Annotated in this window: 11 protein-coding genes; 6 read left to right on the top strand and 5 right to left on the bottom strand. The window is 72.3% G+C overall.

What is annotated here, in order from left to right:
* Nucleotides 1–8: 8 nt before the first annotated feature.
* On the bottom strand, nucleotides 9–1,028 hold the full coding sequence (locus tag BJY14_RS41545; RefSeq protein WP_179848602.1) for an iron-siderophore ABC transporter substrate-binding protein: 1,020 nt from the start codon (nucleotides 1,026–1,028) through the stop codon (nucleotides 9–11).
* 103 nt (nucleotides 1,029–1,131) lie between these two features.
* Nucleotides 1,132–13,164, bottom strand: coding sequence for a non-ribosomal peptide synthetase (locus BJY14_RS41540; RefSeq protein WP_218905829.1), 12,033 nt, complete (start codon nucleotides 13,162–13,164; stop codon nucleotides 1,132–1,134).
* A gap of 86 nt (nucleotides 13,165–13,250) precedes the next feature.
* Between BJY14_RS41540 and BJY14_RS41535 the strand changes: the two genes are divergently transcribed.
* Complete coding sequence (locus BJY14_RS41535; protein ID WP_246396308.1) at nucleotides 13,251–14,561, top strand: salicylate synthase; 1,311 nt, start codon at nucleotides 13,251–13,253, stop codon at nucleotides 14,559–14,561.
* 24 nt (nucleotides 14,562–14,585) lie between these two features.
* Nucleotides 14,586–15,362 (top strand): Fpg/Nei family DNA glycosylase, encoded by a 777-nt coding sequence (locus tag BJY14_RS41530; protein ID WP_179848600.1) that lies wholly within the window; start codon nucleotides 14,586–14,588, stop codon nucleotides 15,360–15,362.
* Nucleotides 15,363–15,367: 5 nt separating this feature from the next.
* Here the strand turns inward: BJY14_RS41530 and BJY14_RS44700 are convergent, their stop codons facing one another.
* Nucleotides 15,368–16,651, bottom strand: coding sequence for an excalibur calcium-binding domain-containing protein (locus BJY14_RS44700; RefSeq protein ID WP_376770031.1), 1,284 nt, complete (start codon nucleotides 16,649–16,651; stop codon nucleotides 15,368–15,370).
* A 202-nt stretch (nucleotides 16,652–16,853) separates the two neighbouring features.
* Here BJY14_RS44700 and BJY14_RS41515 point away from each other — a divergent pair, with 202 nt between their 5' ends.
* From BJY14_RS41515 to BJY14_RS41500, 4 genes are all read left to right on the top strand, one after another.
* Nucleotides 16,854–17,393, top strand: coding sequence for a toxin glutamine deamidase domain-containing protein (locus BJY14_RS41515; protein ID WP_179848599.1), 540 nt, complete (start codon nucleotides 16,854–16,856; stop codon nucleotides 17,391–17,393).
* A 27-nt stretch (nucleotides 17,394–17,420) separates the two neighbouring features.
* Entirely contained in the window at nucleotides 17,421–17,720 is a 300-nt protein-coding gene (locus BJY14_RS41510) for a hypothetical protein (RefSeq protein ID WP_179848598.1), read from the top strand.
* 103 nt (nucleotides 17,721–17,823) lie between these two features.
* Complete coding sequence (locus tag BJY14_RS41505) at nucleotides 17,824–18,441, top strand: 3'-5' exonuclease family protein (protein WP_179848597.1); 618 nt, start codon at nucleotides 17,824–17,826, stop codon at nucleotides 18,439–18,441.
* Nucleotides 18,442–18,931: 490 nt separating this feature from the next.
* A complete protein-coding gene (locus BJY14_RS41500) occupies nucleotides 18,932–20,575 on the top strand; it encodes a TROVE domain-containing protein (RefSeq protein ID WP_179848596.1) in 1,644 nt (547 codons plus the stop codon).
* 233 nt (nucleotides 20,576–20,808) lie between these two features.
* Here the strand turns inward: BJY14_RS41500 and BJY14_RS41495 are convergent, their stop codons facing one another.
* Both BJY14_RS41495 and BJY14_RS41490 read right to left on the bottom strand, forming a co-directional pair.
* On the bottom strand, nucleotides 20,809–21,453 hold the full coding sequence (locus BJY14_RS41495) for a dihydrofolate reductase family protein (protein WP_179848595.1): 645 nt from the start codon (nucleotides 21,451–21,453) through the stop codon (nucleotides 20,809–20,811).
* A gap of 282 nt (nucleotides 21,454–21,735) precedes the next feature.
* Nucleotides 21,736–25,287, bottom strand: coding sequence for a WD40 repeat domain-containing serine/threonine protein kinase (locus tag BJY14_RS41490; protein ID WP_179848594.1), 3,552 nt, complete (start codon nucleotides 25,285–25,287; stop codon nucleotides 21,736–21,738).
* Between the last annotated feature and the right edge of the window lie 42 nt (nucleotides 25,288–25,329).

The raw sequence follows: 25,329 nt of genomic DNA, 5'->3' as shown, positions 1-25,329 counted from the left end.
CTCCGGCATCAGGCGGGCCCGGCCGCGCTCGCGGCCTTGGCGATCTGCGGGACGACCTGGTCGATCACGTAGGGGACGGCGAGCGGGGTGGGGGTGCGCAGCGGCCAGAACGACTTCAGGTCCAGCGGCACGTAGGAGCCGCGCTTCACGGCGCCGAGCCCGGCGAACAGCTTGTTGCCCTCGATCTTCTTCTGGGTGGCGGGGTCGTCGTTGTAGTGGCCGAGCAGGACGTCGACGTCCAGGACGGAGACCTTCTCCATGCTCAGCTCGGCGGCGAACCCGTCGCCTGGCAGCTTCTTCAGCGACTCGGGCAGCGTCATGCCGAACTGCTGGAGCAGCTTCACGCTCGTGTCGTCGCCGGACTTCATGACGGCGATGTTCCCGTTGGGGAAGACGCTGGTGAAGGCGAACTCCTTGCCGGCCAGCTCCGGGTGCTTCGTCCTCACCTCGGCGATCTTCGCTTCGACGCCGGCGACGAGCCTGCGGCCGTCCTCGGGGCGGCCGATCGCGGTGGCGACCTGCTGGGTGATCTGCTGCCAGGAGTCCTCGGCGGGGCCGTTCTGGTAGGCGAGCGTCGGCGCGAGCTTGGAGAGCTTGCCGTACTCCTTGTCGATGGCGAAGTCGCCGGCGGCCAGGATCAGGTCGGGCCGCAGCGCGGCGATCTCCTCCAGGTTGAAGCCCGCCTCGTTCTCCTTGAGCAGCTTGGGCCTGCCCCCGGTCAGCTTCGGCGCGCTCCAGGGGGTCAGGCCGTCGGGCTGGACGCCGGTGAGCTCGGCCATGCCGACGGGTGTGACGCCGAGGGCGAGCAGCGCGTCCTGGTCGACCTCGCCGAGCGCGACGATCCGCTTGGGCGCGGACTTCACCTGCGCGGAGCCGAGCTTGTGGGCGACGGTGACCGGGAACGCCCCGGCCGCGCCGCCGGAGCCGCCGGCTCCGCCGGTGGGCTCGTCGTCGCCGCAGGCGGCGGCCGATCCGAGTCCGAGGACGAGCGCGGCGGCGACGGTCAGGCGCCGCATCGTGGTGCGCATGGCGGACCTTCCATGTTGGGGGTCGAGAAGCCGGAGGGTGTTGATCAGGGATATTAGGTTAGGCTTACCTAACTAGGCAATGGCCGGGCAAGTATGAGCCGCCTCACTCCCGCGGGGCCTCGCTCCCATCGGCGGGAGCGAGCCGGGCCAGCAGTCCCGCCACGGTGGGCGCCGCCATCAGCGTCGCGATCTTCAGGCCCGCGCAGCCCGGCTCGCGGCGGAGGCGCCGCACCAGCGTCATCGCGAGCAGCGAGTGCCCGCCGAGGTCGAAGAAGTCGTCGTCCGGGCCGACCTCGGGGACGCCGAGCTCCGCGGCGAAGATCCGGCACAGGGCCGCCTCCCGGTCGTCGTCCCGGCGCGCCGCCCGCGGGGCCTCCTCGGCGGTCACGGCGCGGGCGGTCAGGACGGCCGGCAGCGCGCCGACCCTGACGCCGGGGTCGTCGGCGACGGCCGCGAGCAGCGCGACGAGGCCGTCCGCCAGCGCGGCGGCCGTGGCGCGGTCGAACAGGTCGGCGGAGTAGTCGACGACGAGCCGGAGCCCGTCCGGGCCCTCCCGGAAGATGAAGTCCAGGTCGAACTTCGCCGAGCCCGGCCCGAACAGCGCCTCCCGCTGCTCCAGACCGGGGAACCGCACGTCGCCGACGCCCTGGTTCTCGTACCCCACCATCACCTGGAACAGCGGGTTGCGGCCTGGCACGCGGCGCGGGCGCAGCGCCTCCACGACCGCCTCGAACGGCAGGTCCTGGTGGGCGAGCCCGGCGAGGTCGGCCTCCCGGACGCGGGCGAGCAGCTCGGTGAACGCCGGGTCGCCGGACACGTCGCAGCGTAGGACGAGCGTGTTCACGAAGAAGCCGACGAGGTCCCGCGCGGCCTCCTCGGTGCGTCCCGCGACGGGGCTGCCGAGGGGGATGTCGTCGCCCGCGCCCGTGCGGTGCAGCAGCGCCGCGACGGCCGCCTGGCAGACCATGAACATGCTGGCGTTCGCGTCCCGCGCGAGGCGTCCGAGCCGGCCCGTGAGGCCCGGCGGCAGGGCGGTGGCGAGGGTGCCGCCGCGCTGCCCGACGGTGCCGGGGCGCGGCCGGTCCACCGGCAGCGGGATCTCCTCGGGCAGGTCCGCGAGCGCCCGCGCCCAGTGGTCGAGCTGCCGGGCGTGGACGCTGCCGGGGTCGGCCGGGTCGCCGAGCAGCTCCCGCTGCCACAGGGCGTGGTCGGCGTACTGGACGGGCGGAGGCTCCCAGGCGGGCTCCCTGCCGTCCAGCCGCGCCGCGTACGCCTCGGCCACGTCGCGGGCGAACGGTCCGAACGACCACTCGTCGAACGCGATGTGGTGGAAGACGGCGAGCAGCAGGTGGTCCCGCTCGCCCTCCGGGAAGACCGCGACCCGCAGGGGGATCTCTTCGGCGAGGTCGAACGGCCTGGCGATGACGTCCTCGGGCGCGCAGGTCGCCACCTCCAGGACGGGACGCGCCTCGTCGGGGTCGAGGATCCGCTGGTAGGGCACGCCGACGTGCTCGGCGAAGACCGTCCGGAGGCTCTCGTGCCGGGCGGTGACGTCGCCGACCGCCGCCTCCAGGGCTTCGAGGTCGAGCTCGCCCCGCAGCCGGACCGCGAGCGGCAGGTGGTAGGCGTCGCGGGGCCCGTCGTCCTCGCGGAGCAGCTGGTCGAGCATCCACAGACGCCGCTGGGCCGACGACAGCGGCACGCGCTCGGGCCGCTCCCCCGGCTCCAGGACGGGCCTGGGCCGCGCCTCGGCGCCGCGGTGCAGGCGCCCGGCCAGCTCCGCGACGGTCGGCGCCTCGAACAGGTCGCGGATGGCCAGCTCCGCCCCGAGCACCGCCCGCGCCCTGCCGACGAGCCTCGTCGCGAGCAGCGAGTGGCCGCCGAGGTCGAAGAAGTCGTCGTCGATCCCGGCGCCGGGCGCGTCCAGCACCTCGGCGAACAGGGTGCAGAGCAGGCGCTCGACGGGGGTGCGCGGGGCCCGTCCCGTGCGGCGCGGGCCGTCCTGCCCGGGCTCGGGGAGGGCGCGCCGGTCGAGCTTGCCGTTCACCGTGAGCGGCAGCGCGTCCAGCGTCATGATCGCGCTCGGCACCATGTATCCGGGCAGGCGCGCCTTGAGGCTCTCGCGCACCCGCGCGGCCAGCACGCCGTGGTCGCGCGCGGCGACCGGATCGTTCGCGTACGAGGCGGGCGCGCGTCCGGGCTCGGCGGGCGGGCACGCCGCTCCCCCGCCGAACACGGCGTCGTAGCGGCCGGCCTGGTCGGACGGTGTGAGCACGACGTCCGGGAACATCGCGTGCAGGGTCTCGGGCTCGATCCCCTCGGGGGCCGAGGCGAGTGCGGCCCGCGCCTCGTCCGGCGAGGCCCCCTCGCGCAGCGCCCGCAGTGCCGCGACCTCGCTCGCCGACCTCGGGTCGGGGATGCCCCGGACCCGCAGCGGTCCCGCAGGCCTGTTCCTGAGGTCGTCGAGGGCGGTCCAGTCGACGGCCGGCGTCGCCGGGGCGGGGGCCGCGTCCTTGCGCAGGACGACGTCGTACCGGTGGCGGGTCAGTTCGTTGTGGTGGGTGCCGCGTTTGATGAGGACGTCCACGCGGGCGGGGACGTCAAGCGCGGCGAAGAAGGCGGGGTCGACCAGGAGTTCCTTCTCCATGCGGACGGCGCGCTCGATCGCGTCCAGATCGCCCGCGCCGCGTCCGAGCTGGACCGCGGCGTGCAGGCAGCGGACCGTGCGCAGGTCGCGGACGTCCCCGACGAACAGGGCCCCGCCGGGGACGAGCAGGCGCATCGCCTTGGCGACGACGTCCTCCAGGTAGGCGGCGCCGGGGAAGTACTGCGCCACCGAGTTGATCACGATGGTGTCGAAGTGGCCTTCGGGCAGGCCGCCGGTGTCGTGGGCGGGCCGGCAGCTGAGGCGGACGGGCGAGCCGGGGCCCACGGCCCTCCAGTCCCTGGACGCGGGCCCTCCGGCGCCGCCGAGGTCCGCGCCGAGTTTGGCGATGACCGGCTCGGAGAAGTCGCTCCCCCAGTACTCCTCGCTGCCGGGCGCGAGCCGGGTGAGGAGGAGGCCCGCGCCGACCCCGATCTCCAGGACGCGCCGGGGGCCGAGCGCGCGGATGCGCTCGACGGTGGTCTCCCGCCATTCGCGCATGTCGTCGAGCGGGATGGGGGCGCCGTCGTAGCTGCTGTCCCAGCCCGCGAACTCCTCCACGTGGACGACCGTGCCGACCTCGGTGTACTCGGTGTCGTAGATCTGCCGCCACTCGGCGAGCTGCTCGTCGGCCGCGCCCTCGCGGGAGCCGTCCGGGACGACGTAGCCGACGAGGCGCTTCACACCGGGGACGTCCGTCTCGGTGGCGACGACGGCGGCCTGGCCGACGCCGGGCTCGGCGGAGAGGGCGGTCTCGATCTCCTCCAGCTCGACCCGGTAGCCGCGGATCTTCACCTGGTCGTCGGTGCGGCCGAGGAAGTCGAGGTTGCCGTCGTCGCGGACGCGCACGAGGTCGCCCGTCCGGTACATGCGGGATCCGGGCGGTCCGGACGGGTCGGCGACGAAGCGCTCGGCGGTCAGGTCGGGGCGGCCGAGGTAGCCGCGCGCCAGCCCGGCGCCGGCGATGTACAGCTCGCCGGGCGCGCCGGGTGGGACGGGCCGCAGCCAGGCGTCCAGGACGTACCCGCGGGTGTTCCAGATCGGCTTGCCGACGGTGGGGGTGGCGCTGTCCTCGGTGCCGCCGCCGAGCGTGTTGATCGTGTACTCGGTCGGGCCGTAGAGGTTGTAGCCGAGGACGCCGTCGGCGCGCGCGAGCCGCTCCCACACGGTCGTCGGGACGGCCTCGCCGCCGAGGAGGACGAGCGGCGGCCGGTGCCCGCCGTCGAGGAGGCCCTCCTCCAGGAGCTGCTGGGCGTAGGTCGGCGTGACGTTGATGACGTCGATCTCGTGCCGCCGCAGGTAGGCGGTGAGGGCTTGGGCGTCGCGGCGGAGGTCCTCGTCGCAGACGTGCACCTCGTGGCCCTCGATGAGCCAGAGCAGTTCCTCCCACGACATGTCGAAGGAGAAGGAGACGGTGTGGGCGATGCGGAGGCGGCGCCCCGCCGACGCGACCACCGGGTCGAAGATGTTGGCGCGGTGGTTGAACTGCATGTTGGTGAGGCCCCGGTAGGGCGTCACCACGCCCTTGGGCCGTCCGGTCGAACCCGACGTGTAGATGACGTAGGCCGGGTGGTCGAGCCTGCCGGGCGTGCCGGGCGCGAACCCGGGGACCTCGCCCGGTGCCAGGTCGTGGCCGGGCTGCGCGGCGAGGTGCTGCGCTGTCGCCGGGTCGTCCAGTGCGAGGGTGGCCCCGGAGTGGGTGAGGCCGGCCGCGATGTCGCGGTGCGAGACCAGGCAGACCGGCGCCGCGTCCTGGAGCATGAAGTCGAGCCGGTCGGCCGGGTAGTCGAGTTCCAGCGGCAGGTAGGCGGCGCCCGTGCGCAGGACGGCGAACAGCGCGACGACCATCCGCGCCGAGCGCGGCAGGGCGAGCGCGACCACCTTCTCGGGGCCCGCGCCGTGCGCGAGCAGGAGCCGCGCGAGCCGGTTGACCTCGGCGTTCAGTTCGCCGTAGGTGAGCCGGACGTCCGGAAGCGACACGAGCGCGGGGTCGCCGGGCCGTTCGGCGGCGCGCTCGGCGAGCAGCTCCGCGACCGTCAGCTCGGGCACGGGATGCCGCGCCTCGTCCCAGCCGGACCGGAGCCGGTCGTGCTCCCGCGGGACGAGCAGGTCGAGGCGGTGGCACGGGCTTCCGGGCGCCTCGGCGAGCCGCCGCAGAACCTGGACGTAGCGGTCGGTGACGCGCTTGGCCTCGGCCCCGGTGAACGCGTCGCCCCGGTACATGACGCGCAGCCCGGCGTCCGGCTCGACGACCATCGTGATCGGGTAGTGGGTGGCGTCGCGGACCTCGCGCCCGAGGACCCGCAGGTCGCCGTCCGGCCCGAAGGCACGGCCGGTCGGCATGCCCGGGAAGTTCTGGAAGACGAACAGCGTGTCGAACAGGGTGCCGAGCCCGGTCGCGCGCTGGACGTCGGCGAGCGCGACGAAGGAGTGGTCGAACAGCTCGGACTGCGCGGCCTGGACCCGGTCGAGGACCGTGGCGAGCGCGTCCGCCGGGCCCGCCTGCACGCGGACGGGGACGGTGTTGAACAGCAGGCCGACCATCGACTCTACGTCGTCCACGTCGGGGTGGCGTCCGGAGACGGAGGCGCCGAAGACGACGTCGTCGCGGCCGGTCAGGCCCATCAGGACCAGGCCCCACGCGGTCTGGAACAGGGTCCCGGGGGTGACGCCCCGGTCCCGCGCGACCTCCTCCAGGCGCTCGGCGAGCCCGGCGGGCAGCGCGCGGTGGACCTCGCCGGCGCCCGCGAGGTCGGCGGGCGCGTCGACCAGACCCGGCCTGACGAGTGCGGGCTCGTCGAAGCCGTCCAGTGCGCGGCGCCAGGCGTCCGACGCGGCGTCCCGGTCGCGGCCGTTCACCCAGTCGAGGAACGCGCGGAAGGCCGGGACCGGGCGGCGGGCCTCGGCGGCGGCGTCGGTGTAGGCGCCGAGCAGCGAGGTGACGAGCAGCCCGCCGGACCATCCGTCCAGCAGGATCAGCTCGGAGGTGAGGACCAGCCGGTGGTCGTCGTCGGCCAGGCGGGCGAGGGCGAACCGGATCAGCGGCGGCGCGGCGGGATCGAACGGCTCGGCGCGCTGGGCGTCGACGAACGCCTCCAGGTCCCGCGGGGTCACGTCGGCGTGCGTCCAGGGAGTGTCGAAGTCGTCCGGGACGAACTGGACCGCGCGGTCGCCGTCCGTCCGGAACCCGGCGCGGAGGTTGGGGAACTTCTCCAGCGTGGCGCGCACCGCGTCCGCCATCCGCCCGGGGTCGACCGGGCCGGACAGCGTCACCACGGCCTGCTGCACGTAGATGTCGCGGGCCTCGCCGGCCAGCATCAGGTGGTAGAGCAGCCCTTCCTGGAGCGGCGAGAGCGGGAGCTCACCGGCCGGTTCCGCCGCCTGGGCGGTCCCCCTCCCTTCGGAGGGCGCGGCGGTCCGGGCGAGGGCTTCGACGGTCCGCAGCCGGAAGACGTCCCGGACGGTGAACGACAGGCCGGCGCGGCGGGCGCGGGCGACGAGGAGCGCCGCGCTGATGCTGTCGCCTCCGGTGCGGAAGAAGTCGTCGTCGGCCCCCACGGCGTCGCGGCCGAGGACGCTCGCGGAGAGGCGGGCGAGGACGCGTTCGGGCTCGGTGGCCGGGGCCCGCCCGCCCGCCGGGCGCCCGGGGGCGGGCAGGGCGCGCCTGTCGACCTTCCCGTTGGGATTGCGAGGAAGCTCGTCCAGGACGACCAGTTCGGCGGGGACGAGGTAGTCGGGCAGCAGGGCGCGCAGCGCGGCGTCGAGCGCCTCGGGTTCGACGTCGCCCGCGACGTAGCCGACGAGGCGGGATCCGTGCGCGGCGACGGCGGCGCCCCGCACCCCCGGCTGGGCGGCGAGCGCGGCCTCCACCTCCCCCGGCTCGATCCGGAAGCCGCGGAGCTTGAGCTGCTCGTCGGCGCGGCCGAGGAAGTGCAGCCCGCCGTCCGGGCGGCGCCGGACGCGGTCCCCGGTGCGGTAGAGGCGGGAACCGGGCGGGCCGAACGGGTTCGCGACGAACCGCTCGGCGGTGCGGGCGGGGTCGCCGAGATACCCGCGCGCCAGCCCGTCCCCCGCGAGGTACAGCTCCCCGGCGGGGACCTCGCGTAGCGCCGCGTCCAGGACGTGGGCGCGGGTGTTGGCGATGGGCCGCAGCCCGCCGCCCTCGGCGACGAGGCTGTCCCCGGCGGCCTCCGAGCACCCGTAGAGGTCGACCAGCCGCGCCGGGACCCGGTCGGCGAGCGCGCCGGGCAGCGCCTCCCCGCTGCTGATCCACGTGGTCACCGAGGGCGGCGGGCCGTTGTCCGCGAGGACCGCCAGCAGGCTCGGGACGAGCGTGACGAGGCCGATGCCGTGGCGCTCGATGAAGCCGGCGAGCGCGACGGCGTCGGCGGCGGTCTCGGCGTCGGCGATGACGACCGTGTCGCCCGCGACGAGGCCGCCGAGCAGTTCGGTCGTCCCGTCGATGAACGCGGGCGAGCTCTTGGCGGCGCGGATTCCGGGCGCGGCGAGGCCGGCTCCCCAGGCGAGCCGGTTGGCGAGGGCTCGCTGGGTGCCGGCGACGGCCTTGGGCGCCCCGGTGGAACCGGAGGTGAAGACGACGTAGGACGCGTGGTCGGGCCGGACGTCCGGGCGTTCGCGGCGGGGCGCGTCCAGCGGCGGCTCGTCGCGTCCGAGGACCAGGAGCGGCCGGACGGCGTCGAGCATCGCGGCGATGCGGGCGGGCGGGTACGACACGTCGATCGGCAGGTACGCGGCGCCCGTCTTGAGCACCGCGTACAGCGCGACGGCGAACGCGTCCGAGCGGGGCAGCGCGAGCGCCACGACCTGCTCGGGGCCCGCCCCGGCGGCGGCGAGACGGTCGGCGAGCGCCTCGGCGCGGCGGTCGAACTCGGCGTAGGTGAGCGCGGTGTCGCCGAAGACCACGGCGGTCCTGTGCGGGGTCCGCGCGACCTGCGCCTTGATGAGCTCGGCGGCCGTCCTGCCGGGCCACTCCCGCGCCGTGTCGGGGTGCTCCACGGGCGCGCCGAGGGAGGACAGCCGGCGGCCGGGATCGGCGGTGACCTGGGCGAGCAGCGTGCCGAGCTCGCGCGTCAGGCGCTCGACGGTCGGCGCGTCGAACAGGTCGGCGGCGAACGCCGCGAACCCCTCGACCTCGTCGTCGCCTTCCGCGAAGTACAGGTCGAGGTCGAACTTCACGCCGCCGGTCTCCGGCAGGAACGGCTCCGCGCGCACGCCGGGCAGCGCGAGCCGCACGTCGTCCAGCCGCTGGTGGACGATCATCATCTGGAACAGCGGTCCGCGGGCCAGGGAGCGTTCGGGCGCGAGCCGGTCGACGACCCGCTCGAACGGGACGTCGGCGTGGGAGAACGCGGCGAGGTCGGCGGCCCGGACGCGCTGGAGCAGCTCGGCGAACGTCGGGTCGCCGGACAGGTCGGTGCGCAGCACCAGCGGGTTGACGAAGACACCGACCAGGTCGGCGAGATCGTCGTCGGCGCGTCCCGCGATCGGGGAACCGAGCGCGATGTCGTCGCCCGCACCGGACCGCTGGAGCAGCGCCGCCACTGCGGCGTGCAGCACCATGAACACGCTGGCGCCGGTCTCGCGGGCCAGGCGCCGCGCCCCCGCCGCCGGAAGCCGGAACGGCACCAGCCCGCCGCGCCGGCTCGCCTCGGCCGGGCGGGGCCGGTCGAAGGGCAGGGCGGTCTCCTCGGGCAGCCCGGCGAGCGTCTCTTCCCAGAAGTCGAGCTGGGGCGCCGTGTCTGGGGCCGCTTCGACCTGCCAGGCCGCGTAGTCGGCGTACTGGACGGGTAGCGGGTCCCAGCCGGGGGGCCGTCCGTCCCGGCGGGCCTCGTAGGCGCGGGCGAGGTCGGCCAGCAGCGGCGTGAACGACCATTCGTCGGCGGCGGCGTGGTGCAGGAGCAGGATCAGCGACCAGTCGGCGTCGCCCGTCCGGACGAGAGTGCCTCGGACGGGGAGATCGCGTCCGATGTCGAAGACGTGCGCGGTGGCCGCCTTCTCGATGGCCGAGCGGCCTTCCGGTGTCTCGTCCCGCGCGTCGATGACAGCGAGGCGGACGGGGACGTCCGGGGCGAGGACGCGCTGGACGGGCAGGCCGTCCGGTCCCTCGACGAGGAGGGTGCGCAGCGCCTCGTGCCGGGCGACGACATCGGCGAACGCCCGGTCGAGGGCGTCCTCGTCGACCGGGCCGTGCAGGCGGATCCCGAGCGGCAGCGAGTAGGAGGCCGACGGGCCGCGCAGCCGCTCCTCCAGCCAGAGTCCGCGCTGCGCCGCCGACGCCGGGACGGTCTCGGGCCGCGCGACGTCGCGGACGCGGACGGCGCCGGTCGCGACCAGGCGGGGCGCGAGCGCGGCGACGGTCGGCGCCTCGAACACGTCCGCGATGGTCGGCTCCGCGCCGAGGACGGTCCGGGCCCTGGCCGCGAGGCGCGCCGCCAGCAGCGAGTGCCCGCCGAGCGCGAAGAAGTCGTCGTCGATGCCGACGCCCTCGACGCCGAGCAGCTCGGCGAAGATCGCGCACAGGGCGGCCTCGCGGGCGTCGCGCGGCGCCCGTCCCGACACCTCGGCCTCGGGAGCGGGCAATGCGGCGCGGTCGAGCTTGCCGTTGACCGTCCGGGGCAGTTCCTCCAGGGCGACAAGCGCGGACGGCACCATGTACTCGGGCAGCGCCTCGGCGAGCGCGCCGCGCAGGGCCGCTTCGTCCAGGCCCCCGGTGGGGACGTAGTAGCCGACGAGCCCGGGGTCGCCGGGGCGGTCCTCCCGGACGACGACCGCGGCCTGCGCGACGCCGGGCTGCGCGGCGAGCACGGCCTGGGCCTCGGCGGGCTCGATCCGGAACCCGCGGATCTTCACCTGGTCGTCGGTGCGGCCGAGGTACTCCACGGCCCCGTCGCGGGCGCGCCGGGCGAGGTCGCCCGTCCGGTACATGCGGGCCCCGGGCGGGCCGAACGGGTCCGCGACGAAGCGCTCCGCGGTCAGGTCGGGGCGGCCGACGTAGCCGCGGGCCAGCTGCGCGCCCGCCAAGTACAGCTCGCCCGGGACGCCCGGCGGGACCGGGCGGAGGGCGGCGTCCAGGATGTGGGCGCGGGTGTTCCAGAAGGGGGTGCCGATGCCCTCCGCGGGCAGATCCGCCGACGTCGCCCAGATCGTCGCCTCGGTCGGCCCGTACATGTTGGTCGCGAGCGTCGCGGATTCCGCCAGCGACGCGGCGAGCGCGGGCGGCAGCGCCTCGCCGCCGACCAGGACGCGCAGGCCCTTCACCGCCTGCGGGTCGAGCGTGCCGAGCAGCGACGGGGTTCCCTGGACGATCGTCGCGTCCGCCAGGAGCCCGGCGAGAGCGGCCGGGTCGCGGACCGTGTCACGGCCCGCGAGGACGACCGTCGCGCCGCTGATCAGCGGGACGAAAAGTTCCAGGGCGGCGATGTCGAACGCGATGGTCGTGACCGCGACGAGCCGGTCGCCGGTGCCGAGGTTCAGCCGGGCGCGCGTGGTGAGCAGGAAGTTCGTGAGCGCGCCGTGCGGGATCGCCACGCCCTTGGGGCGGCCGGTCGAGCCGGAGGTGTAGATGACGTAGGCGAGGTCGTCCGGGCGCGGGGACGTGGTGCGGGTGTTTCCGCCTTCGTGGAGATCGGTGCCGAGCACCAGGAGCTCGGTGGCTTCGGGGAGCAGCGGCGCGGTGTCGCGGGTGACGATCGCGCAGAGCGGCCCGGCGTCGTCCAGCATGTAGGCGAGCCGGTCGGCGGGATGGTCGAGGTCCAGCGGCAGGTAGGCGGAGCCCGCCTTCAGGACGCCGAGGAGAGCGACGACGAGCTCGGTCGTTCGCGGCAGCGCGAGCGCGACGACGCTCTCCGGGCCCGCGCCCCGGGCGCGCAGCTCGGCGGCGAGCGCGGCCGCCCGCTCGTCCAGCTCGGCGTAGGTGAGCGCGGTGTCACCCGCCTCGACCGCCGCGGCGTCCGGAGTACGGGCCGCCTGCTCCTCGAACAACGTGACGACATCGGTCGCGGGCAGGGCGCGGTCGGTGGCGTTCGCCTCACCGATCAGGGCGCGCTCGTCCGCGCTCAGGACCTCCAGCGCGCCGACGGGCCGATCGGGGTCGGCCAGCGCGTCGCGGAGCAGCGCCTCCAGGTGGACGAGCAGCGCGTCGATGCGCTCGTCCTCGAACAGCTCGCGCCGGAAGGTCGCCTCGACCGTCATCCCCTGCGGCCGGACGAACGCCTCCAGCGACAGGTCGAAGTGCGTGGTGCCGTTGTGGACGTGCGTCCAGCTCGACGTGATGCCGGGCAGGTCCAGTTCGCCGATCTCCTGGGCGAGGAACAGCAGCATCGTGTCGAAGAACGCCGAGCGCCCCCGTCCGCGCGCGGGCCGCAGTTCCTGGACGAGCCGGTCGTACGGCAGCGCCTGGTGCGCGAAGGCCTCGGTGACGGTGCGGCCCACCCTGCGCAGCGCCTGCCGGAACGTCGGCGTCCCGGACAGGTCGGTGCGCAGCACGAGCGTGTTACCGAAGTTTCCGACGAGCCGCTCCACCTCGGCGTGCTCGCGGTTCATCACCGACGACCCGATCGCCACGTCCTCCGCACCGGTGTAGCGGTGCAGCAGGACCGCGTACGCGGCCGTCATGACCGTGTAGGGGGTGAGGTTCTCCTCGGCGGCGAGCTTCCGCATGCCCTCGGTGACGGCGTCGTCGAAGCGGCGCGCCCGCCGCCCCCCGCGCTCGGACACGGCCGCCCCGCGCGGACGGTCCGCGGGCAGGTCGAGCGGAGCCGGAGGCGGATCGAGCCGTTTCCGCCAGTACGCGAGGTCGTCCTCGGCGACGGGCCGCCGCTGCTCCCAGTCGGCGTGGTCGGCGTACTGGACGTCCAGCGAAGGCAGCCCGTCCGGGGCGCCGGTGACGGCCGCGCGGTAGAGCGCGGAGAGGTCGCGGGAGAGCGAACCCCAGGTCATGCCGTCCCAGGCGATGTGATGCACGACGAGCACCAGCGCGTGCTCGTCTTCCCCCAGGCGGAGCAGTTCCAGCCGGATCGGCCGCTCGGCCCGCAGGTCGAACGGGAGCGCGGCCATCTCCGCCGCCCGCGCCTCGGCGTCCGCGCACCCGACCGGCGGCAGGTCGAGCGAGTCGTCCCCGGTGACGATCTGCACGGGCCGCTGCTCGGGATCGTCCGCGTAGACGGTGCGCAGGACGGCGTGCCGCCGGATCAGCGCCCGCAACGCCTCGCGCAGGGCCTCGGCGTCGAGCGGGCCGGCCATGCGGACGAGCAGGCAGACGTTGTAGGCGGGGCTGTCCGGGAAGGCGCGGTGGTGCAGCCACATGCTCTGCTGCGCGTAGGACAGGGGGGCGGGTCCGTCCGATTCTCGGGGGGCGAGCCGGGCGGTGTCCGCGCCCAGCCCGGCCTCGGCCATCATCCGCCGCATCAGTTCGCGCCGCCGCGCCGCCGTCGTCTGCTCCACGCTCAACTCTTTCGTCGTCGGCTTCGCCACCGCGGGTTAGGTTAGCCTTGCCTATAAAAATCATGCAAGGTTAGCCTTACCTAAGTTTGACCTTCCGGCCACGAAAGGGAGCTGCCTTGTCCACTGGTCTGCGCACCGACGCCAACCCCGCCGAGCCGGCCGTCGAGCATGCCTCGGCGCCGCTCGCCCTCATGGCCCGCCTGGCCGGATCGGGCCTGTTCGACGACTACGTCGTCTACGAGCGTCCCGGCTCATGGACGTTCGCGGGCGGCATGCTCGCCGAGGTCGTCCTCGACGCCGACACCGTCCGCGCCCACTGGCCGGGCCAGGCCCCGGTCATCCGACCCTGGGCGGGACGCCCCTCCGACGCGCTCCGCGACACTTTCGCCGACGCGCCCCTGCCCGTCTGGAACGCCTACGGCTGGATCGCGTTCGAGTTCGCCGCGCCTCGTCCCGCCGGAAGACTCGCGCACCTGATCGTCCCCCGCGCCGAAGTACGGGCCGAAAACGGCCGCGTCACCGTCACCGGCGTGGACGAAGCGGACGTCGAGCAGGTCACCGAACTGCTGGCCAAGCCGGACGGCCATTCCGTCGGCGAGCCCTCCCCCGTCGACGTCAGGACCGGCGGCACTCCCTACCGCGAGCGCGTCGCCGAGGCCCTGGGCGAAATCCACGCGCGCCGCTACCAGAAGGTCATCGTGTCGCGCCGCCTGGACATCCCCCACCCGGTCGACGTCGTCTCGACCTACGTCCGAGGCCGCGAGGCCAACACCCCGGCCCGCTCGTTCCTGCTCGACCTGGACGGGTTCCAGGCCACCGGGTTCAGCCCCGAGGTACTCGCGAGCGTCGACGCCTCGGGGCACGTCATGACCCAGCCCCTGGCCGGCACCCGCGCCTTCGGCCTCGGCGCCGCCACTGACGCCCGCACCCGCCACGACCTGGAGACCGACCCCAAGGAGATCTACGAGCACGCCGTCTCCGTACGCACGTCCCAGGAGGAGCTCTACCGGGTCTGCGACCAGGATTCCGTCCACGTCACCGGCTTCATGACGGTGAAGGAACGCGGCAGCGTCCAGCACCTGGGCTCCAGCGTCAGCGGCACCCTCTCCCCCGGCCACACCGCGTGGGACGCCCTGGACGCCCTCTTCCCCGGCGTCACGGCGTCCGGCATCCCGAAGCCCGAGGCGATCGAGGCCATCACCCGCCTGGAGGAGCGCCGCGGCCTGTACTCGGGTGCCGTCGTCACCGTCTCCCACGACGGCGCGCTGGACTCCGCCCTCGTCCTCCGCGCCCTCTACGCCGAGAACGGCCGGGCATGGCTGCGCGCCGGCGCGGGCATCGTCAGCGCATCGACCCCCGACCGCGAATACGAGGAGACCTGCGAAAAGCTCTCCAGCATCGCGCCGCACGTCGTCCCGCGGATCTGAGCCGGCGGCGGGTAGGAACCCGCCATGCCGGAACTCCCTGACGTCGAAGGCTTCCGCCGGGTGCTCGCCGAGCACACCGGGGAGCCGATCGCCTCGGTGTCGGTGCTCGACCCCGGCGTCCTCCGCGGAGTCACCGCCCGGCGCCTGAGCACGTCGCTGCGCGGCCATCGCTTCGAAGAACCGCACCGCCACGGCAAGTGGCTGCTAGCCCCGGCGCAGGGCCCGGTCGTCCTGCTCCACTTCGGCATGACGGGCTCCCTCACCTGGCACCCCTTGGACGACCCGCGCCACCGCCACGACCGCGTCATCTGGGCACTTCCCGACGGCGAACTCCGCTTCCGCGACATGCGCAAACTCCAAGGCGTCCACCTGGCCGCCAACAGTAAGGAGGCCGACGAAACCGTCGAGAACCTGGGCCCGGACGCCTTGGACCTCTCCCGCGACGACCTGACCGCCACCCTCGGTGCCCACCGAGGCCGCCTCAAGACAACCCTCACCGACCAGACGATCACCGCGGGCCTGGGCAACCTCCTGGCCGACGAGATCTGCTGGCAAGCCCACCTCAACCCCCTACGCCCCGCCCGCGACCTGACCGCCCCCGAAGTCACCACGCTCCACCGAGCAATGCACCGCGTCCTCCGCGACTCCCTCAAGGCCGAACGCGTCCCACCCAGAAAAACCTGGCTGACCGGAGCCCGAGACGCCCAGACCCCCACCTGCCCCCGCTGCGGCACCCCTCTGGAAAGCCGCCGCCTATCCGGCCGCAGAACAGTCTGGTGCCCCACCTGCCAGGCCAACTGATCTCTTCAGGGCATCCGGCTGTGGGCCGGTTCGCAATCGACACCGTCCTGATCGCGATCGGTGTACCAGCGGTACTCAGGATCGGTTCCCTTCACGTAGGGCCCGTAGCCGTGGGCGTTGGCCTCCTTGCACGTGCCGAACCGGGGATCGAGATCCGAGCTCGGCTGCTCACTCGGCCGCGGCTCGTCACTGGGCGTCCCCTCGCCCGACGACCCCCCGTCTTGCGGGACTTGTGCGGGCGTCGTCGGTGAACTCGGCTCCCGGGTGCCCGGTGGCCCTTCACTCGTGGGACCTGGTGGAGCCGCCTTCCGGGACGTGCGTCTCTCCTCGGGAGCGGTCGACGTCGAACCGGTGCTGGGAACCGTCGCTTTCGGGTTCGGCTGTGTCCCCCCACCACTCGGCGCAACCCCGGTCGGAGACTCATCTGACGATCCGGACGAAGTACCGGAGGGAGTTCCTTCCCCCTGGTTCTGCGCTTGCCGGGAAGGCGACGTCAACGGACTCAGGGCGAGCACCGCGAGGAGGAGGGTCAGCGCTCCGAGCAGCATGCCGCAAGGTCCGGCGGGCAGTGGAATGGGTGGAAGGGCCGAGAAAAACACGCTCGATGGCCCGCACGGGTCTGAATCGTCTAGGCATGGACGAGTGTCCCTCCGCGGAGGTCCCACCACATCGCTCTCTTCACCACACCGCCGAACCGGCCATACGGGAACACAGGAGAACCCGAACCTGGGCAAATACTTCACCAGGTGGCCAGAGACCGTCCCACCGGGCTGACGGCAAAGCCCCGGCGGCGAGCACATCGGAGACGTTGCGGACCGTCCGCCAGCGTTCGACGCCGCAGCCATGCAGACAAGGCGATCGTGCGCGTCTCGCCCGTGGATGCGAGCGCTGAGACCAAGTGACGTGGCGAACAGCGCGGCGACGGTGCGGAACCGGTCGTTGCCGAACCAGCCCCAACCGGCGGCCAGAAGGGAGACGGTCCGCAGGCCGCGCCCGGACTCGGCGTCGTCACCCGCGTCGGTGACGACGGGTTCGGACGGTGCGCCCTCATCGGTGACGGCGACGGCGCCGCCCCAGCGGGTGAGCTCCACCGTGAAGGCCCCGCCGGGCTGGCCGGACCTGGTGTGCCGCAGGGCGTTCACCACCAGTTCGTCCACCGCGAGGAGCACCTCGTCGAGAAGCGGGCAGCCGTCGAGAAGGATCGCGGTGAACCTACGGGCGGCGCACGCCTGGACGAGCTCGCCGGGAAAGGCGCACCGCCAGCGCTGTGCGGCGGCGGGGACGGGCACGAGGGAAGTTGGCTGACCATGGTTCCTCAACACAGAGGGGCCGATATGTCATCGTGCGTGCTCATCGTCGCACCACACACAGCAGCCCAGACAGAGAAGCCCGCTTCAGCCACCGATACGCACGCCACCCGCCCGCACATCGACACTACAATCAGATTCTCCGGCTGCCGTCGCGGGAACTAAGAGCGAAATTGAACGACAGATGGACACCGGCGCCAAACTAGCTCAACTCGCCGACAAGAAGGTCGACACCGAGATCGACCAGACCCTGAACAAAGTAAACTCGAGATATGACACGGCCAGCTCGGCATACTCTGAGAACTGCACCGGCGTCGTACAGGCAAACGAGTTGCGACGACGCGGACACGAAGTAGCGGCCGGTCCACTGGAGAAGCACCTGCGGTCTGACGAGGGCGGGCCAGGCGGCCGACCCCTGAGCACCATCGAGCAGGCGTGGGGAGGCACGTTCACCCGTGGAACCAAGGCTGAAATCGAGGAGGCGTTCAAAGAGCCAGGGGCACGGGGCATCATCCACATCGCCTGGAACGCCCCTTATTTCGGCTCGCACGTCTTCAGCGTGGAGAACGTGGGAGGAAAAGTTCGCTTTGTTGACGGTCAACCCAAACCTCCCGTCCAGGACGCCGAGTACTACTTCACCATGGGACACTCCCCCGAGTATCTTCGGGTTGACGACCGCCCAACACCACCCAAGAATCAGACAGATCCTCTCTTCGAACCCTGATCTGAACCTACCGTTCGGAGGCAAGGCATGGCCGTGACCTACGAGCAGGCTCGCGAGATCGTCCGCGAACATTTCGAGCCCGGCTGGTCGATGGGAACCTTCTGCCTGGATGATCGTTTGATCACCGAGAACGACGAATTCTATGTCTTCAACGTCGGCGCCCGCGAATTCATCGTGGACAACGACAGCTCTTATGCCGCCCCGGGCGGCGTTCCCATCGTCTTCAAGGAGGACGGCCGATTGGGGGGCCGACCATCCGTACTCCTCGTCCAAGATCCTTCTATTCGAACCACACCAAATCCCAACCCAACGTTCACACTGACATAGTCAGCCCTCCGGCGCACAGCCGAATACCTTTTCAGCGGCAGATGAGACCTGCTCCCGGATCTCAATCCGCTCACAGCTCCTTGAGGAAGATCGCTGAGCATTTATGGGTAAGCGCGAGGCATATATTTCGGTTGATGTGGAGGCCGATGGGCCGATTCCGGGGCCGTATTCCATGCTGAGTTTTGGCATGAGCGTGTGTGGGACTTTTGACGGGGTCGAGTTCAGGCCGGTTGATCCGGCTGAGACCACGTTCTACGCGGAGCTGAAACCGATCAGCGACGACTACGTGCCGGAGGCTTTGGGCATCAGTGGTCTGGACCGCGGCCGGCTCGCCGTCGAGGGCCGTGAGCCGGGTGAGGCGATGAGCGCAGCCGCCGGCTGGGTGAGGGCGGCGGCGGCCTCGGCTGACGCCACGGCGGTGCTGGTGGCCTACCCGCTCGGCTTCGACTGGATGTTCCTGTACTGGTACTGGACGCGGTTCACCGAGACCGGGTCTCCGTTCGGCCACTCCCGGCACCTGGACCTCAAGAGCATGTACGCCACCAAGGCGGGCACTCCGATCAGCCGCTCGACCAAACGCCAGATGCCCTCCGAGCTGCTGTCCGACCGACCGCACACGCACAACGCGCTGGACGACGCTGTCGAGCAGGCGGAGCTGTTCCACAACTTGGTCCGCTGGGCCGGGCCCCCGCGCCGGCCAAGCGAGGGCTTCGGGGAGTGACGGGCGACCAGGGAGCGGCTACGCCCCCGGCATTGGCGGCCACGGCCAGGACCGTGACCGCCTCACCGCCGCTGCGGACAGTCCCGCCGATATTCAGATGCGAGCGGTTTAGAAGCGGGCTACCTTTTGATCAGCGCGTCGGGTCCGGTGCGCGCACGGGTCGAAGACCATCGGTTATCTCTTTGGAAAAGAAACAGCCCGGTGGTCGTTCCCACATCCGTGCGTGTACCCGGCCCTACGGGTCGAGCTGAAAGCACAGGGGAAGGGCGGGTCGAAGTCCGTCGGTTATCGGATCCAAGGGTCGCAGGTTCGAATCCTGCCCACCCGGCAATTTCGGGTGGTAGCTCAGTCAGGAAGAGCATTGGACTAAAAACCCGGTGGGCGCCACCACATCCGCCCTCCCCCGTGTGCTTGCTCCGCCCCCACATCCTCCCCTGAGGCGGGTCGAATTCCTTGGAGGCCATCGATGGCCCGTGATCCTCTTGCTTCGGTGTCCACCTTTCAGACGCCGCAGAGCCGGCCGATTCCCGGCCGTGGGGCCGAGCAGGTCCGCAACAACGCGGGCGGCTACGGCTTCGCCAAGGACCTGTGGACGCGACTGGAGGACTTCCTCATCCTCGGCACCACCGGCGGCACCTACTACGTCGGTGAAGACAGGCTTACCGCGGACAACGCGCAGGTCGTGTTCGACGCGGTCGCCGCGGACGGTGTCCGGGCCGTCAACCTCGCGACGGAGGTCTCCACGGCACGCCCGCCGCGTGCTCCGAAGAACCGTCCCGCGCTTTTCGTCATGGCCGCCGCGGCGGCGCGTGGCGACGCCGGCACCCGGCAGGCCGTAAAGGCATCGCTGGCGCGGGTCGCGCGGACCACGGACCATCTCGCGTCGTTCTTCGGGTACTGGAAGAACCTCGGCGGCAAGGCCAGCGGCAGCGGCAGCGGCACCGCGCCTGTGATCGGGCGGGCGATGCGGACCGCGCTCGCGTCGTGGTTCCTCAACGGTGACGTCGACCAGGTCGCGTGGCGAGTGTGCAAGGCCCGGCAGCGCAGGACCCCGGCCGGGGAGGCGTTCGCGCTGCGGGACGCGCTCCGCATCGCGCACCCCAAGGCCGACTCCCCGGCGCGGCGTGCGCTGTTCGGGTGGATCGCCGGGAACGTCTCCGACGATGACGTCCGCGCGCACGTGCCCGCAGTGGACGCGTTCCTCACCGCGCAGGCCGTCACCGGCCCGGTCGAGGCGATCGAGGTGGTGCGGTCCCGGGGCGTGCCGTGGGAGTTCCTCCCGGACGCGGTTCTCACCGAGCCGGATGTGTGGGACGAACTCGTCGACACCATCGGGATGACCGCGCTGCTTCGGAACCTGTCCCGGATGACTCGGATAGGGACGCTGACACCGATGGGTGACGCGACCCGCCGCGCCGCGGGCCGACTCACCGACGCCGGCGCGCTCGCGAAGGCCCGGATCCACCCGATGGACCTGTTCCTCGCCCTGCGCGTGTACGGGGCCGGCCGCGCGCAGCCGCACCCGCGCGCCGACGTGCAGCACTGGTCGCCGGTCCCGGCCATCGCCGACGCGCTCGAAGAGGCGTACGAGAAGTCGTTCGGGCACATGGAGCCGTCCGGTCGGCGCCTGCTGGTGGCGGTGGACTCCTCCGGGTCCATGAGCTTCCGCCACATCACCTCGGGTGGTGCGCCGCTCGGGTCCTGCTACGAGGTCGCGAACGCGATGGCGGTCATCCTGAACCGGATCGAGCGCGGCAACTGCCACGTCATCGACGTCGACACCCAGGTCCACGCATCCAAGGTGACGGCGCGCACGAACCTGGGGGAGATCTCCCGGTGGCGGCCCTCGGGTGGCGGAACGGATCTGTCGCTGCCGTTCCAGTGGGCGCAGCGTCAGCGTCTTGAGGTGGACGGGATGGTGGTGTTCACCGACAACGAGACGTGGGCTGGACGGCAGCACGCGTCGCAGGCTCTCGACGCCTACCGCCAGACCGTCAACGGCAACGTCCGGGTCGTGCTCGCGGCGATGGCCGCGAACGGGCACACCATCGGCGATCCCCGCGATGAGGGCGTGCTGAACATGGCGGGTCTGGACGCGTCGCTGCCGATGGTCGTGAACGGCTACATCCGTTGAACTCCCGGGGCGGACGACGATCTGCCCCGGGGAGTCCTCGATCCCTGTGCCGGTCAGGTCGAATCGGCTGTTTCGGCTGCGCACCGGCGCCACCACGCGGCCCTCCGCTGCGACCTGGCTCCAGAGTCGGAAGTCCGGCTCTGCGTGACGTGGCGGCGGGGGTCCGCCTCACCGTCGTTCGAGCGTCTCTGGACGCCGGGCGCAGCCGGGCTGTGGTTACCTCACGGGCGGAGTCAGTCGTTGGGGGCGGCGCCGCGGTCGGGGGCGGTCATGTCGCCTGTCGCGGGGGTGCCTTCGGCCAGGGCGTAGCGTAGGTGGACGGTGCCGTTCGGGGCGGCTGACGGTGGTTCTTGGAGGGTGAGGTTCGTGGGGACCTCGCCGCCGTCGAAGACCTTCTTTCCGACGCCGAGCACTATCGGGTAGACCCAGAGGTCGAGGCGGTCGAAGAGCTTCTCGCGTAGGAGGGTCTGCACCAGGTTCAGGCTTCCGACGACCTTTATGTGCTCGTGGCGGTCGCGGATCTCGCGGACCGCTGCGGCCAGGTCCGGGCCGAGCTGGATGGAACCGGCCCATGAGAGGTCGGGCCTGCCTCGGGAGGCCACGTACTTCGGGACGGTGTTGAAGAGAGCGGCGATCTCGTTGTCCTCTCCGCCTTCCTGGTGCGGCCAGTAGGCGGCGAAGATGTCGTAGGTCCGCCGGCCGAGCAGCAGGGCGTCCGTGCCCTCGTACGCGGCACCGATCTGCGCGCCGGTGACCTCGTCCATCAGGGGCGCCTGCCAGCCGCCGAACGGGAACCCGACCGGGTCCTCGTCGGGGCCGCCGGGCGACTGCGCGACGAGGTCGAGGGTTGCGAACAGCTCTATGTCAATGAGGCCCATGTCCTGCTCCCGAAGCTCGGTCGATCGGTTGTACGGGTCGGGAGGTAGACCCCGCGGGCACCGTCGGACTCATCGCCGCGACGGCACTCGGTCTCCTACCCGTACGTCCGCTTCCCGGAACAGCACCTGTCGGCTTGCTGATCAGAGCCGCTGGATCGCGTCGGTGACCTGTTCGGCCGCGCCCGCCACCGCGGTGGGGGCCGCGGCCGTCGCCGTGATCTGCTCGGCACGCATTCATCGGATGGCCGGCCGGCCTTGTCGAGACCGGCGCGCCGGGCGGCGTCAAGGGCAGGTGGGGCGGTAGTCGAGGGTGGGGAGGGCTTCTCGCCATTCCCTTCTTGTCAGGCCGCCGGTGGTGTTCTTGCAGAGGGCCGCTCTGGTGAGGGCGGGGGCCAGGTCGTGGGTGAGGAGGGTGCCGGCTTCGGCGGTGCTGGTGAGGGTTCGTCCGTCCGAGGAGAACGCCAGTGCGCCGATCTCGGACTGGTGGCCGGTCAGGGGCAGCGCGTAGGGGCGGCCGGATTCGACTTCCCACAGGCGGATCTGGCCCAGTTCGTCGCCGGTGGCGAGGAGGGCGCCGTCCGGGGAAAGGGCGGCGGCCCTGACGTAGCTCTTGTGGCCGCGCAGGATCAGGCCGCGCGAGCGGAGCGTCCTGCCGTCGGTGAGGAGGACTTTCTGGTCCGCCTCGGTTCCCTCGGCGCTCACGATCGTCCGGCCGTCGCGGCTCATGGTGAGAAGGGTGTTCAGGAAGGTGTCGTCGCTTCTGGCCAGGACGCGGCCGGACGGGTACTCGATCATGCCGGACTTGCCGTCCGTCATGAGGGCCTTGCCGTCCGGGCGGAAGACGATGCGTTTGACGAAGGTGTCGGCTGAGGACGGAACCGCGCGAGTCAGCCGGAGTGTCTTCGCGTCCCAGAACTGGAGTTCTCCCACGATGCCACGGCGGACCAGGAGGGCCAGGCCGTGGCCGTCCGGGGACATGGCCATGGCCTGGATCCTGTCGGTGGGCCGGGGCAGCGTCACGTCGCCGAGCTTGGCGAACTTCTTGGCGTCGGTGACGGTGACCGTGCGGGCGTTCTTGTAGATGGCGAGCCGCCCGCCGTCCGCGCTGAGGGCGAGGTCGTTGCCGTTGCCTGAGTACTCGTAGTCGGACGAAAGGCTGAACCCTCGGTTGACGGCCTGCTTTCGCCGGACGTCCCAGAAGTGCACGGAGCCTCCGCCGCGGTACACCATGGTCGAGGCGTCAGCGGAGATGGCCGTGTTCTGGAACAGGCCGCTTCCCTGGACGACCTGGGTGCTCAGGAAGGTGCTGATGTCGAGGGACGAGACCTGGCCGGTCGCCGGTTCGACGCAGCGCAGCGCCCGCTTCTCCACGAAGCGGACCAGGGCGCAGTCCGCGGTCGGCGCGTAGCGGATCATGGGCTCGTCGGGGGTGGACTGGGTGGCGCCGCCGTCCTTGAGCCGCCACATGGTCCTGGCCTGCGCCAGGTAGCCGCCGTCGTCGCTGAAGGCCAGGGACGAGTAGGAGTTCGCGGATCCGAGCCTCAGGTACTGCTCGTCCGCGCCGAGCTTCCAGAGGAGGATCTCTGTCTTCTCGCCCGCGGCCGGGGTGGCCGCGACGGCGAACAGCGATCCGTCCGGGCTCAGTCTGGCCGCGCTGACGTACCTCCCCCTGAGCGCCTTGTTGAGGCGGGGCAGCGCGATCGTCGCCTTGGCCGCGAGTTGGTCGACGTGCACCGCGCCCTGCGAGGTGACGCCCGCGAGGAGCTGGTCGCCGGCGTCGGCCGCGAGGATCTCGACACCGTCCTTCGGGCGCGTCCAGCTCAGCGGGACCTGCCGGAGGGTCCGCAGGTCCCAGACGGTGCGGGCGTCGCGGTTGCCGGCGAGCAGGAGGTGCCCGGACGGGCTCAGGTCGATCCCGTCGAAGATCTTCGCGTTGGTGCCGGCCCTGCCGATGGGGAGCCTGCCGCGTTGCTTGCCGGACGAGGTGTCCCAGACGCGGGCCGTCCCGTCATCCGCCCAGGTGACCATGGTGCGCGCGTCGTCGGTGACGACGAGATCGAGGGTGTCGGCGCCGGTGATGGTGAACTGGTGCAGTCTCGCGTGGGTGTCGATGTTCCAGACACTGGCCTTTCCGCCGTCCACGACGGCGAGGACGCGGCCGCCCGGCGACGGCTGCCGCCGGGTCGTGGCGCTCACGCCGGGCGGGATGAAGACGTCGCTCTCCCACTGGTAGCGGAGCGCGACCAGCGCCTCCCTGGTCTCCTTGGTGTTCGAGAGGGCGCCGGCGGCGATGGCCAGGCGGCGGGCGGTCCTCGGGTCGCTCTTGCGGGTGGCCATCGCCACGGCCGCCAGGCGGCGGGCCTCCGCGTCGTCGCGCTGCCGGGCGACGGTGCGGCTCTGCTGGAAGACGAGGACGCCCGCGACGAGCGTCACCAGCAGCAGGACGGCGAGGACTCCGGAGACCGCCGTCCGCAGGGTGGACCGGCGGCGGACGGACGCGCGCCCGGCGTCCAGGAACGCCTGTTCGAGTGTGTTCGGCCGCAGCACGCGGCTGCCGCCGACGGCCCAGGTCATCGCGCGTTCGAGGCGGGTCCCCTGGAGGAGGTCGCCGGATTTGCGGCCGTGCGCGTCCCACAGCCGTGCTCCCTCGGCGAGTTCCTGGTGGACGTCCAGGCCCGGACGTTCGGCGGCAGCCCAGTCGCGCAGCCGCGGCCACGCGCGCAGGAGCGCCGGGGAGGCGAGCGTGATCCGCTGCCCGTCCCAGATGAGCAGCCCCGCCCGCGTGAACGCCGTGAGGACGGCGTCGACGATCGGTTCCGGCGTGCGGCCGTCGCTGAACTCGGCGCGCGCCGCCGGGCGGACGAGGTCGTCTTCGGCCGACACCATCCGCAGCAGGATCTGCGGGACGGCCTGCTGCGCCTCCGGGCCGAGGCTGCGCATCGCCTCTTCGGCGCGCTCGCCCAGGGGCGGGGACGCGGGCTTCGGCGTGCGGACGGCGCGGGCCTCCCGCTCGCCCTGCTCCAGAAGGTCCGCGTCGGGACCCCCGCCGAGCAGGTCGAGGAGCAGGTCCGGGGCGTCGGGACGCCGTTCGGGGTCCTTGGCCAGCGCGGCTTCGACCATGGGCCGCAGCCGCTCGGGGACCGTCGCGATGTCCGGTTCGGTGTTCAGCACGGAGTGCATCAGCTTGGGCAGGGACTCGCCGCTGAACGGGGTGCGGCCGGACGCGGCGAACAGGATCGTGGCGCCCCAGGCCCAGACGTCGACGGCGGGCCCGGGGCTCTCACCCTGGAACACCTCGGGAGCCATGTACCGGGGCGTCCCCTTCATCCCGGTCGCGCTCTGGGACATGTCCTCGGTGCGGGCGATGCCGAAGTCGATGACGCGGGGTCCGTCCGGTCCGAGCAGCACGTTGGCGGGCTTCAGGTCGCGGTGGACGACGCCCGCACGGTGGACGGTGGTCAGCGCGGTCGCGATCCCGACCGCCAGCCGGTACAGGTCGTCCGGCTTGTACGGGCCGTCCTCGTCGACCGCCTGCTGGAGGGTCGGGCCCGCGACGTACTCGCTGACGACGTACGGGACGGCGTCGTCGAGATCGACGGCGAGGACGCGCGCCGTGCAGAACTGCGAGACGCGCCGAACCGCCTCGACCTCGCGGACGAACAGGTCGCGGTGCGCGGCGGAGTAGTCGCCGTGGAGCGTCTTGACCGCGACCCGCACGCCGTCCGGGCCGTAGCCCTCGTAGACGACGCCCTGCCCGCCGGCGCCGAGCCGCCCCGCGAGAAGGTAGTCGCCGAGCTTGGACGGATCACCGGGACCCAGCGGATCGGGTGCCACAGACCTCTCCCACCTAATAGACATGATTGTCTATTAGGATGC

It is taken from the genome of Actinomadura luteofluorescens, assembly GCF_013409365.1.
Lineage (GTDB): Bacteria > Actinomycetota > Actinomycetes > Streptosporangiales > Streptosporangiaceae > Spirillospora > Spirillospora luteofluorescens.
This window is presented reverse-complemented; position numbering and strand designations above follow the sequence as displayed.